Raw genomic sequence first — 12,300 nt, forward strand, 5'->3', positions numbered from 1 at the left:
GACGCGTCCCGAGGCTGTTTGAAAAGGAGAAGGCCAATGGCCAAGAAACTTGCCGGCACCATGAAGCTTCAGGTGCCCGCCGGACAAGCGAACCCGTCCCCGCCGGTTGGTCCGGCCCTGGGTCAGCGCGGCATCAACATCATGGAATTCTGCAAGGCGTTCAACGCCAAGACGCAGGAGATGGAGCCCGGTGCACCGTGCCCGACCGTGATCACCTACTATCAGGACAAGTCCTTTGAAATGGACATCAAGACGCCGCCGGCGTCCTATTACCTGAAGAAGGCCGCAAAGCTGAAATCGGGCTCCAAGACCCCGGGCCGCGAAAGCGTCGCCACGGTGAGCCCCAAGCAGCTGCGCGAGATCGCGGAAGCCAAGTGGAAAGACCTGAACGCGACCGACGTCGAAGCCGCGATGAAGATCATCGCCGGTTCTGCACGGTCCATGGGCATCGAGGTGAAGTAAGATGGCGAAACTTGGAAAACGTACCCGCGCCGCCCGCGAAGCATTCGCCGACAAGCACAACGTGACGGTCGAAGAGGCCGTTGCCCTGGTCAAGAACCACGCCAGCGCGAAGTTCGACGAGACCGTCGAGATCGCCGTGAACCTGGGTGTGAACCCGCGTCACGCCGACCAGATGGTCCGTGGCGTCGTCGGCCTGCCCAACGGCACCGGCAAGGACGTGCGTGTTGCCGTCTTCGCCCGTGGCGCGAAGGCGGACGAGGCACAGGAAGCCGGGGCCGATATCGTCGGCGCCGAGGACCTGATGGAAACCATCCAGGGCGGCGAGATCAACTTCGACCGCTGCATCGCGACCCCGGACATGATGCCCATCGTGGGCCGTCTGGGCAAGGTGCTGGGCCCGCGCAACCTGATGCCGAACCCCAAGGTCGGTACGGTGACGATGGACGTGGCCGACGCCGTCAAGGCCGCCAAGGGCGGTGAAGTGCAGTTCAAGGTCGAGAAGGCCGGTGTGGTGCACGCAGGGATCGGCAAGGCGTCCTTCGACGAGGGCAAGCTGGTCGAGAACGTCCGCGCCTTCATCGACGCCGTTCAAAAGGCGAAGCCCGCCGGCGCCAAAGGCACCTACATGAAGAAGGTGGCGCTGAGCTCGACCATGGGTCCGGGCGTCAGCATCGCGATCGAAAGCGCCGTGACCGAATAAGTCGGTTCCGCATCGAGATTGGAAAGGCCCCCGGCATGACCGGGGGCCTTTTCGTTGGGCAGGTTGCGTCGCGGGTGTCACGCGCGGGCTGCGGCACCGCCGTCGTCCCAGTCGTCCCAGCCGGGAAAGTGCAGCGGTGTGTCGCTGTCGAGGTTCGACAGGCGCCCGGCCCAGGTGTCGAGGTTGGCCTTGAGGCGTCCTTCGAGGCTGTCCTTGTCCTCGTAGCTGTAGCCGTGCCCCTGCACGCCGTAGGAGATGAAGGGCGGCAGGACGGTGAAGCCCATGTAGTGCAGTGAATACTGCACGGGCCAGAGCATCACGTCGAAATCGCCGCCGCGGCTGCCCGGGCCGAACGCCTGTTCCGGGGCGCCGGTGGTGACCGAGACCATGGCGCGCTTGCCGCGGAAATAGCCGGCGTCGTAGCGCATTCGGCTGGGGTAAAGCCCGCCGCTCATGAAGACACGGTCCATCCAGCCTTTCAGGACGGCCGGGGGACCATGCCACCACAGGGGAAACTGAAGGATGAGAAGGTCGGCGCTTTCGAGCCGGCCGATTTCGGTGGCGACGTCGCCGGGCACGGTGTCGGTCTTCCAGGCGTTGCGCTGCTCGTTGAGTGCGGCGAAGGCGTCGGCATCCGCGCGGTCGGTGTAATGCGCCGCGCGTTCGACCGGGTCGAAGCCTTCCGCACAGAGGTCACTGATCGACACGGTGCCGCCCGAACGCGTCAGAGCCTGCTGCGCCGTGTCGGTCAGAGCACCGTTGTAGGAGGTCGGCTCGGGGTGGGCGTGGACGATATGGGTGTGCATCGGAAGGTCTCCTGTTCGGGGAATGCTCCTGGGTCAGAGCTAGGCACGGGGCGCGCCCAGGTCCAGACTTGCGGAAAGACCGGCGTCGTGGCAGACTGCGGCCTGTCACACGTCGGGCCGGTTGTCGGCCCGCGCGTTATCGCTTGTTGTGGCGGGCGATGAAATTCCCCCTTGGCATTTGCCGCCATGCGGCATACACCCGGCGTTGCGCGTATGGCTCGATTCGTCGGGCCATTTGTGTTTCGTCCGAGACGGTGGGTGGCCGGGATATGCTGGTCATAAATCCTGCCCGAGACGGGAAAGACCAGAATTCTCGAGGTTCTCCTTGGTATCAAGGCGTGCCCCGACTGGCTCAGCCCCGTTAGCGGACCCTTTGCCGGGTCGTGAGTGGCCCGGTGGTACTGAGCCGGGGGACACCCCCAAATTTGGAGTGAAACTGTGGATAGAGCCCAGAAAGAGAAAGTGGTCGACGAACTCGGCCAGATCTTCGAAAGCTCTGGCGTCGTTGTGGTTGCCCACTACGAAGGCCTTACAGTTGCGGAGATGCAAGACCTGCGCGCCCGTGCGCGCGAGGCCGAAGCATCTGTTCGCGTTGCCAAGAACAGGCTCGCAAAGATCGCCCTTGAGGGCAAGCCGTGCGCAAGCATCGCCGATTACCTCTCGGGCATGACCGTGCTCACCTTCTCCGAAGACCCCGTGGCAGCAGCCAAGGTCGCGGAAGGTTTCGCCAAGGACAACAAGAAGTTTGAAATCCTTGGTGGCGCCATGGGTGAGACGGCCCTGGACCGGGCCGGTGTCGAAGCCACGTCGAAACTGCCGTCGCGCGAGGAGCTTATCTCCACCATCGCCGGCATGCTTGGCGCACCCGCTTCGAACATCGCCGGTGCGATCGGCGCACCTGCAAGCAACATCGCGAGCATCCTTTCGACCATCGAAGAGAAGGCGGAAGCAGCGTAAGCAACTGCAAGTCCTGCGTATCGGGTTGCAATACCGACGTTGGAACACATCTTAGAACGGAAAGAGCTGAAAAATGGCTGATCTGAAAAAACTTGCTGAAGAGATCGTTGGTCTGACGCTTCTCGAAGCACAAGAACTGAAAACCATCCTGAAAGACGAGTACGGCATCGAGCCCGCAGCCGGCGGCGCGGTCATGATGGCGGGCCCGGCAGGCGGCGACGATGCCGCAGGCGGTGGCGAAGAGCAAACCGAATTCGACGTCATCCTGAAGTCGGCCGGCGCCTCCAAGATCAACGTGATCAAGGAAGTCCGCGCGATCACCGGCCTGGGCCTGAAAGAAGCCAAGGACCTGGTCGAAGCCGGTGGCAAAGCCGTCAAGGAGCAGGTCTCCAAGGACGAAGCCGACGAGATCAAGGGCAAGCTGGAAGCAGCTGGCGCCGAAGTCGAACTCAAGTGATCCCGGCATCGGCGGGATCATCCCGGACGTGATCCGGGATCTCTCGCCGATGTGACGATGTCCCGGATCGAATCCGGGGCGGGATCGTATGAAAAGAGGCTGGACCGGGCAAAATCCCGGTCCAGCCGAACCTGTCTCAGAGAGGCCCTTGCGGCCGGTCGCGGTAATCCGGGAGGTCCCCGGATCAAGTCCGGAAGGTCCCGGATCAAGTCCGGGACAAGGGGTTCTCTCAGGCGAGGTTCAACGATCGGGTGGTCCCTTGTGGGATTGGGACCAAGAATGGATCGTTCCCGCCTCTCTCGGGTGGCTCTGCCGCTGTGGCCCGACAGCGTGCAGGACCGGTGAGAAATGAAAGGTGACTTGTCACATGGCGCAAAGCTTTCTTGGCCAGAAACGTCTTCGTAAATACTACGGCAAAATCCGCGAAGTCCTGGAGATGCCGAACCTGATCGAGGTGCAGAAATCCTCGTATGATCTTTTCCTGAAATCCGGCGACCAGCCCGAGCCCATGGACGGCGAAGGCATCAAGGGTGTCTTCCAGTCGGTGTTCCCGATCAAGGATTTCAACGAGACCGCGGTTCTCGAATTCGTCGATTACGAGTTGGAGAAGCCGAAATACGACGTCGAGGAGTGCATGCAGCGCGACATGACCTACAGCGCACCGCTGAAGGTGACGCTGCGGCTGATCGTGTTCGACGTGGACGAGGACACCGGCGCCAAGTCCGTGAAGGACATCAAGGAGCAGGACGTGTTCATGGGCGACATGCCCTTGATGACGCCCAACGGCACCTTCGTGGTGAACGGCACCGAGCGGGTGATCGTCAGCCAGATGCACCGTTCGCCCGGCGTGTTCTTCGACCATGACAAGGGCAAGACGCATTCGTCCGGCAAACTTCTGTTCGCCTGCCGCATCATTCCCTATCGCGGCAGCTGGCTGGACTTCGAGTTCGACGCCAAGGACATCGTGTTCGCCCGGATCGACCGCCGCCGCAAATTGCCTGTGACCACCCTGCTCTATGCGCTGGGGCTGGACCAGGAAGACATCATGACGGCCTATTACGATACGGTCGACTACAAGCTGAAGAAGAAAAAGGGCTGGGCCACCAAGTTCTTCCCCGAGCGCGTGCGCGGCACGCGCCCGACCTATGACCTTGTCGACGCCAAGTCGGGCGAGGTGATCGCGGAGGCGGGCAAGAAGGTCACGCCGCGCGCGGTCAAGAAACTGATCGACGAGGGCGAAGTCACCGAACTGCTGCTGCCCTACGAGCAGATCGCGGGCAAGTTCGTGGCACGCGACATCATCAACGAGGAAACCGGCGCGATCTATGTCGAGGCCGGCGACGAGCTGACGATCGAGCGCGACAAGGATGGCGAGATCATCGGCGGCACCGTGCAGGAGCTGATTGAGGCGGGGATCACCGATATCCCGGTGCTGGACATCGACAACATCAATGTCGGTCCGTACATGCGCAACACCATGGCGAACGACAAGAACATGAACCGCGAAACGGCGCTCATGGACATCTACCGCGTCATGCGCCCGGGCGAGCCGCCCACCGAGGAAGCCGCAAGTGCCCTCTTCGACACGCTGTTCTTCGATTCCGAGCGCTACGACCTGAGCGCCGTGGGCCGGGTGAAGATGAACATGCGTCTGAACCTGGACAAGCCGGATACGCAGCGCACGCTGGACCGCGAGGATATCGTGGCCTGCGTCAAGGCGCTGGTGGAACTGCGCGACGGCAAGGGCGACATCGACGATATCGACCACCTGGGCAACCGCCGGGTGCGCTCTGTCGGTGAGCTGATGGAAAACCAGTACCGCGTCGGCCTTCTGCGGATGGAGCGCGCGATCAAGGAGCGTATGTCGTCGGTCGAGATCGACACGGTGATGCCGCAGGACCTGATCAACGCGAAACCGGCCGCGGCTGCCGTGCGCGAGTTCTTCGGCTCGTCGCAGCTGAGCCAGTTCATGGACCAGACCAACCCGCTGTCGGAAGTGACGCACAAACGCCGCCTGTCGGCGCTTGGACCGGGCGGCCTGACGCGCGAGCGCGCGGGCTTCGAGGTGCGCGACGTTCACCCCACGCACTATGGTCGGATGTGCCCGATCGAGACGCCGGAAGGTCCGAACATCGGTCTGATCAACAGCCTTGCCACGTTCGCGCGGGTCAACAAGTACGGCTTCATCGAAACGCCTTACCGCAAGGTGACGGGCGGTCAGGTGACCGACGACGTGACCTACATGTCGGCGACCGAGGAAATGCGGCACACCGTGGCGCAGGCCAACGCGACGCTGGACGACAGCGGCAAGTTCGTCAACGAGATGGTCAACACCCGGCAATCCGGCGAATACATGCTGGCCCCGGTGGATCACGTGGACCTGATCGACGTCAGCCCGAAACAGCTGGTGTCGGTTGCGGCCTCGCTAATCCCGTTCCTGGAAAACGACGACGCCAACCGCGCGCTGATGGGTTCGAACATGCAACGGCAGGCGGTTCCGACGCTGCGCTCCGAGGCGCCGCTGGTCGGCACCGGGATCGAGGGCGTCGTGGCCCGCGACTCGGGCGCGTCGGTTCTGGCGCGCCGGGCCGGTGTCATCGACCAGGTGGACGCAAGCCGGATCGTGATCCGGGCCACCGAAGACCTGGAGATCGGCGACCCGGGCGTGGACATCTACCGGATGCGCAAGTTCCAGCGCTCGAACCAGAACACCTGTATCAACCAGCAGCCGCTGGTGAAGGTGGGCGACACGGTGCAGAAAGGCGAGGTGATCGCCGACGGCCCGTCGACCGACCTGGGTGAACTGGCGCTGGGCAAGAACGTGCTGGTCGCGTTCATGCCGTGGAACGGCTACAACTTCGAGGACTCGATCCTGATCTCCGAGCGGATCGCACGGGACGACGTGTTCACGTCGATCCATATCGAGGAATTCGAGGTGGCCGCCCGCGACACCAAGCTGGGGCCGGAAGAGATCACCCGCGACATCCCCAACGTCGGCGAGGAAGCCCTGCGCAACCTCGACGAGGCGGGTATCGTCTATATCGGCGCCGACGTGGAGCCGGGCGATATCCTCGTGGGCAAGATCACGCCGAAGGGCGAAAGCCCGATGACGCCGGAGGAAAAACTGCTCCGCGCCATCTTCGGTGAGAAGGCGTCGGACGTTCGCGACACCTCGCTGCGGGTGAAGCCGGGCGATTACGGCACGGTCGTGGAAGTCCGCGTGTTCAACCGTCACGGTGTCGAAAAGGACGAGCGTGCGCTGCAGATCGAGCGTGAGGAAGTCGAACGCCTGGCGCGCGACCGCGACGACGAGTTGGCGATCCTGGATCGCAACATCTATGCGCGTCTGAAATCGCTCATCCTCGGCAAGACAGCCGTCAAGGGCCCGAAAGGCGTCAAGGCAAACTCGGAAATCACCGAGGAACTGCTGGACACGCTGAGCCGTGGCCAATGGTGGCAGCTGGCCCTGAAGGACGAGAAGGACGCGCAGATCGTCGAGGCCCTGAACGAGCAGTACGAGGCGCAGAAACGCACCTTGGATGCCCGTTTCGAGGACAAGGTCGAGAAGGTGCGCCGGGGCGACGACCTGCCGCCGGGCGTGATGAAGATGGTCAAGGTCTTCATCGCCGTGAAGCGCAAGCTTCAGCCGGGCGACAAGATGGCCGGCCGTCACGGCAACAAGGGTGTGATTTCCAAGGTCGTACCGATGGAAGACATGCCGTTCCTGTCGGACGGCACGCCGGTCGACTTCTGCCTCAACCCGCTGGGCGTGCCGAGCCGGATGAACGTCGGTCAGATCCTGGAAACCCACATGGGCTGGGCCGCGCGCGGTCTGGGCATCAAGATCGACGAGGCGCTGCAGGACTATCGCCGCACCGGCGACCTGACGCCTGTGCGCGAGGCGATGCACCACGCCTATGGCGACGATGTCTATGACGAAGGCATCGCGGGCATGGACGAGGCGGCGCTGATCGAGGCGGCGGGCAACGTCACGCGCGGTGTTCCGATCGCGACGCCGGTCTTTGACGGCGCGAAGGAGCCTGACGTGAACGACGCGCTGAAGCGCGCCGGCTTCGACGAAAGCGGTCAGTCGGTGCTGTTCGACGGGCGCACGGGCGAGCAGTTTGCACGCCCCGTGACCGTCGGCGTCAAGTACCTGCTGAAGCTGCACCACCTGGTGGACGACAAGATCCACGCGCGCTCGACCGGGCCTTACTCGCTCGTTACCCAGCAGCCGCTGGGCGGCAAGGCGCAGTTCGGTGGCCAGCGCTTCGGGGAGATGGAGGTCTGGGCGCTGGAAGCCTATGGCGCCGCCTACACCCTGCAGGAGATGCTGACCGTCAAGTCGGACGACGTGGCAGGCCGGACCAAGGTCTACGAGTCGATCGTCAAGGGCGAGGACAACTTCGAGGCCGGCGTGCCCGAGAGCTTCAACGTTCTCGTGAAGGAAGTCCGTGGCCTGGGCCTGAATATGGAGCTGTTGGACGCGGAGGATGACGAGGAAGACCCGTCTTCCGACATCGCGGCGGAATAACGTGGGTTCTCACCCACCCTGCGGGCCAATCGTAGGGTGGGTGCAACCCACGCTTCGCCCCCTCCTACGCTCCTCTTTTTTAGGAATTCGAAATGAACCAAGAACTGACAAACAACCCGTTCAACCCCGCCGCACCGGCGAAGGTGTTCGACGAAATCAAGGTGTCGCTGGCCAGCCCGGAACGCATCCTGTCTTGGTCGTATGGCGAGATCAAGAAGCCCGAGACGATCAACTACCGGACGTTCAAGCCCGAGCGTGACGGCCTGTTCTGTGCGCGCATCTTTGGCCCGATCAAGGATTACGAATGCCTGTGCGGCAAGTACAAGCGCATGAAGTATCGCGGCGTCGTCTGCGAGAAATGCGGTGTGGAAGTCACGCTGCAAAAGGTCCGCCGCGAGCGGATGGGCCATATCGAGCTGGCCGCCCCCTGCGCGCACATCTGGTTCCTGAAGTCGCTGCCCAGCCGCATCGGCCTGATGCTGGACATGACGCTGCGTGACCTGGAACGGGTTCTCTACTTCGAGAACTACGTGGTGATCGAGCCGGGCCTGACGGACCTGACCTATGGCCAGATGCTGACGGAAGAGGAATTCATGGATGCGCAGGACGCGTATGGCATGGATGCCTTCACCGCCAATATCGGCGCCGAGGCGATCCGCGACATGCTGGCCAATATCGACCTTGAATCCGAGGCCGAGAACCTGCGCGCCGACCTGGCCGAGGCCACCGGCGAGCTGAAGCCGAAGAAGATCATCAAGCGTCTGAAAGTCGTCGAGTCCTTCATCGAATCCGGCAACCGCCCGGAATGGATGGTGATGACGGTCATTCCGGTCATTCCGCCGGAACTGCGCCCGCTGGTGCCGCTGGACGGTGGCCGGTTCGCGACGTCGGACCTCAACGACCTTTACCGCCGCGTGATCAACCGGAACAATCGCCTGAAGCGGCTGATCGAGCTGCGCGCGCCTGACATCATCGTCCGTAACGAAAAGCGGATGTTGCAGGAATCGGTCGACGCCCTCTTTGACAACGGTCGTCGTGGCCGCGTGATCACCGGCGCCAACAAGCGTCCGCTGAAATCGCTGTCGGACATGCTGAAAGGCAAGCAGGGCCGCTTCCGCCAGAACCTTCTGGGCAAGCGCGTCGACTTCTCGGGCCGGTCGGTCATCGTGACCGGGCCGGAGCTTAAGCTGCACCAGTGCGGTCTGCCCAAGAAGATGGCGCTCGAGCTCTTCAAGCCGTTCATCTATTCGCGGCTGGAGGCCAAGGGCCTTTCCAGCACCGTGAAGCAGGCCAAGAAGCTGGTCGAGAAAGAGCGCCCCGAGGTCTGGGACATCCTCGACGAGGTGATCCGCGAGCACCCGGTTATGCTGAACCGTGCGCCGACGCTGCACCGTCTGGGCATCCAGGCGTTCGAGCCCACGCTGATCGAAGGCAAGGCAATCCAGCTTCACCCGCTGGTTTGTTCGGCCTTCAACGCGGACTTCGACGGTGACCAGATGGCCGTGCACGTTCCGCTGAGCCTCGAGGCGCAGCTGGAAGCGCGCGTCCTGATGATGTCGACGAACAACGTTCTGTCGCCCGCCAACGGCGCGCCGATCATCGTGCCGTCGCAGGACATGGTTCTCGGGCTCTATTATACCTCGATCATGCGCGAAGGCATGAAGGGCGAAGGCATGAGCTTTGCCTCGGTCGACGAGGTGCAGCACGCGCTGGATTCCGGCGAGGTGCACCTGCACGCCAAGATCACCGCACGCCTGCCGCAGATCGACGAGACCGGGCAGGAGGTGATCCAGCGCTTCGAGACCACGCCGGGCCGGGTGCGCATCGGGGGCTTGCTGCCGATGAACGCCAAGGCGCCGTTCGAGCTGGTCAACAAGCTGTTGCGCAAGAAGGAAGTGCAGCAGGTCATCGACACCGTCTATCGCTATTGCGGTCAGAAAGAGTCGGTCATCTTCTGTGACCAGATCATGAGCATGGGCTTCAAGGAAGCGTTCCGCGCCGGCATCTCGTTCGGCAAGGACGACATGGTGATCCCCGATGACAAGTGGGGCATCGTCGAAGAGACCCGTGAGCAGGTCAAGGGTTTCGAACAGCAGTACATGGACGGCCTGATCACCCAGGGCGAAAAGTACAACAAGGTGGTCGACGCCTGGTCGAAATGTAACGACCAGGTCACCGAGGCGATGATGGGCTCGATCTCGGCCGAGGTGAAGGACGAGAACGGAGCGGTCGCGGAACCCAACAGCGTCTACATGATGGCGCACTCTGGTGCGCGTGGCTCGGTCACGCAGATGAAACAGCTGGGCGGGATGCGCGGCCTGATGGCCAAGCCGAACGGCGACATCATCGAGACGCCGATCATCTCGAACTTCAAGGAAGGCCTGACCGTTCTCGAGTACTTCAACTCGACCCACGGCGCCCGGAAGGGTCTGTCGGACACCGCGTTGAAGACGGCGAACTCGGGTTACCTGACCCGCCGCCTGGTGGACGTGGCGCAGGACTGCATCGTGCGCGAGCATGATTGCGGCACCGACCGTGCGATCACCGCGGAACCGGCCGTCAATGATGGCGAGGTCGTGGCGTCGCTGGCCGAGCGTGTGCTGGGCCGTGTCGCCGCCGAGGACATCGTGAACCCGGTGACGGGCGAGGTCATCGTGGCCGAAGGCCAGCTGATCGACGAACGCACCTCGGACGCGATCGACCAGGCCGCAGTGCAGACCGCGCGCATCCGCAGCCCGCTGACCTGCGAGGCCGAGGATGGCGTTTGCGCGATGTGCTATGGCCGTGACCTTGCACGCGGCACGATGGTGAACACCGGCGAGGCCGTGGGCATCATCGCGGCGCAGTCGATCGGTGAGCCGGGCACGCAGCTGACGATGCGGACCTTCCACATCGGCGGTGTTGCTCAGGGTGGGCAGCAGTCCTTCCTGGAGGCCAGCCAAGGCGGCAAGATCGAGTTCGAGAACGCCCAGACGCTGGAGAACTCCAGCGGCGAGACGCTTGTCATGGGCCGCAACATGAAAGTGTTGATCAAGGGCGAGAAGGATGTCGAACTGGCCAGCCACAAGGTGGGTTACGGGACCAAGCTGTTCGTCAAGGAAGGCGACACCGTGGCGCGCGGCGACAAGCTGTTCGAGTGGGATCCGTATACCCTGCCGATCCTGGCCGAGAAGAGCGGTACGGCGAAGTTCGTCGACCTGACCGTGGGCGTGTCGGTGCGTGACGTGACCGACGATGCCACCGGCATGACGCAGAAGATCGTGTCCGACTGGCGCGCGGCCCCCAAGGGCAACGAGCTGAAGCCGGAGATCCTGATCGCCGACAAGGATGGCGAGCCGGTCCGCAATGACGCGGGCAACCCGGTGACCTATCCGATGTCCGTGGACGCGATCCTGTCCATCGAGGAAGGGCAGGAAGTGCATGCGGGTGACGTGGTTGCGCGTATTCCGCGTGAAGGTGCCAAGACCAAGGACATCACCGGGGGTCTTCCGCGTGTGGCCGAACTCTTCGAGGCGCGTCGTCCCAAGGATCACGCCATCATCGCCGAGATCGACGGGTACGTTCGCTACGGTCGCGACTACAAGAACAAGCGTCGCATCAGCATCGAGCCCGCCGACGAGTCGATGGAGCCGGTCGAGTACATGGTGCCCAAGGGCAAGCACATTCCGGTTCAGGAAGGTGACTATGTCCAGAAGGGCGATTACATCATGGACGGCAACCCGGCGCCGCATGACATCCTGTCAATCATGGGTGTCGAGGCGCTCGCCGATTACATGATCGACGAGGTTCAGGACGTCTATCGTCTGCAGGGCGTGAAGATCAACGACAAGCACATCGAGGTTGTCGTGCGCCAGATGCTGCAGAAGTGGGAGATCCAGGATTCGGGTGAAACCACGCTGCTGAAAGGCGAGCATGTCGACAAGGCAGAGTTCGACGCGGCCAACGAGAAGGCGATTGCCCGTGGCAAGCGCCCGGCGCAGGGCGAGCCGATCCTTCTGGGGATCACCAAGGCGAGCTTGCAGACCCGCAGCTTCATCTCGGCGGCCTCGTTCCAGGAGACGACGCGGGTTCTGACCGAAGCCTCGGTTCAGGGCAAGCGCGACAAGCTTGTCGGGCTGAAGGAGAACGTCATCGTGGGTCGTTTGATCCCGGCCGGCACGGGCGGTGCCACGCTGAACATGCGCCAGATCGCGCAGCAGCGTGACAACGTGGTGATCGAAGCGCGCCGCGAGGAGGCCGAAGCGGCCGCCGCCCTGGCCGCCCCGGTCGACGACGTGGTCGGCGGCGACGAGTTCGACACGCTGGTCGAAACGCCGGAGAGCCGCGAGGACTGATCCCGCGCAAAGGACTTGAGAGAGGCCCCGTCACCGGCGGGGCCTTTTTC

At 63.1% G+C, this 12,300-nt stretch carries 7 protein-coding genes; 6 read left to right on the top strand and 1 reads right to left on the bottom strand.

The features are described 5' to 3' along the window. Positions 1 to 36 precede the first annotated feature (36 nt). Both rplK and rplA read left to right on the top strand, forming a co-directional pair. Positions 37 to 462, top strand: coding sequence for a 50S ribosomal protein L11 (rplK, locus tag KUV49_RS19285; protein WP_152493591.1), 426 nt, complete (start codon positions 37 to 39; stop codon positions 460 to 462). A 1-nt stretch (position 463) separates the two neighbouring features. Next, the gene (gene rplA / locus KUV49_RS19290; RefSeq protein ID WP_222452562.1) at positions 464 to 1,162 is read left to right on the top strand and encodes a 50S ribosomal protein L1; all 699 of its coding nucleotides are present in this window, start codon (positions 464 to 466) and stop codon (positions 1,160 to 1,162) included. Between the two features lie 77 nt (positions 1,163 to 1,239). Here rplA and KUV49_RS19295 read toward each other — a convergent pair whose 3' ends face one another. Then, on the bottom strand, positions 1,240 to 1,968 hold the full coding sequence (locus KUV49_RS19295; RefSeq protein WP_222452563.1) for an NAD(P)H-dependent oxidoreductase: 729 nt from the start codon (positions 1,966 to 1,968) through the stop codon (positions 1,240 to 1,242). Between the two features lie 438 nt (positions 1,969 to 2,406). Here KUV49_RS19295 and rplJ point away from each other — a divergent pair, with 438 nt between their 5' ends. The 4 genes from rplJ to rpoC all read left to right on the top strand — a co-directional run bounded on the left by rplJ (position 2,407) and on the right by rpoC (position 12,250). Next, on the top strand, positions 2,407 to 2,925 hold the full coding sequence (rplJ, locus tag KUV49_RS19300; protein ID WP_103762104.1) for a 50S ribosomal protein L10: 519 nt from the start codon (positions 2,407 to 2,409) through the stop codon (positions 2,923 to 2,925). Between the two features lie 73 nt (positions 2,926 to 2,998). Continuing rightward, positions 2,999 to 3,382, top strand: a complete 384-nt coding sequence (rplL, locus tag KUV49_RS19305) for a 50S ribosomal protein L7/L12 (RefSeq protein WP_222452564.1) — start codon at positions 2,999 to 3,001, stop codon at positions 3,380 to 3,382. A gap of 367 nt (positions 3,383 to 3,749) precedes the next feature. Then, positions 3,750 to 7,916 (top strand): DNA-directed RNA polymerase subunit beta, encoded by a 4,167-nt coding sequence (gene rpoB, locus KUV49_RS19310; protein WP_222452565.1) that lies wholly within the window; start codon positions 3,750 to 3,752, stop codon positions 7,914 to 7,916. Between the two features lie 92 nt (positions 7,917 to 8,008). Next, positions 8,009 to 12,250: a DNA-directed RNA polymerase subunit beta' gene (rpoC, locus tag KUV49_RS19315; RefSeq protein WP_222452566.1), complete on the top strand. Its 4,242-nt coding sequence runs from the start codon at positions 8,009 to 8,011 to the stop codon at positions 12,248 to 12,250. Positions 12,251 to 12,300: the final 50 nt, after the last annotated feature.

The sequence above is a fragment of the Roseovarius atlanticus genome, assembly GCF_019802205.1.
Classification (GTDB): domain Bacteria; phylum Pseudomonadota; class Alphaproteobacteria; order Rhodobacterales; family Rhodobacteraceae; genus Roseovarius; species Roseovarius atlanticus_A.

Bases quoted from the DNA above. Each gene is read 5' to 3' on its own strand.
- rplK (WP_152493591.1), top strand. From the start codon at position 37: ATGGCCAAGAAACTTGCCGGCACCATGAAGCTTCAGGTGCCCGCCGGA.
- rplA (WP_222452562.1), top strand. From the start codon at position 464: ATGGCGAAACTTGGAAAACGTACCCGCGCCGCCCGCGAAGCATTCGCC.
- KUV49_RS19295 (WP_222452563.1), bottom strand. From the start codon at position 1,968: ATGCACACCCATATCGTCCACGCCCACCCCGAGCCGACCTCCTACAAC.
- rplL (WP_222452564.1), top strand. From the start codon at position 2,999: ATGGCTGATCTGAAAAAACTTGCTGAAGAGATCGTTGGTCTGACGCTT.
- rpoB (WP_222452565.1), top strand. From the start codon at position 3,750: ATGGCGCAAAGCTTTCTTGGCCAGAAACGTCTTCGTAAATACTACGGC.
- rpoC (WP_222452566.1), top strand. From the start codon at position 8,009: ATGAACCAAGAACTGACAAACAACCCGTTCAACCCCGCCGCACCGGCG.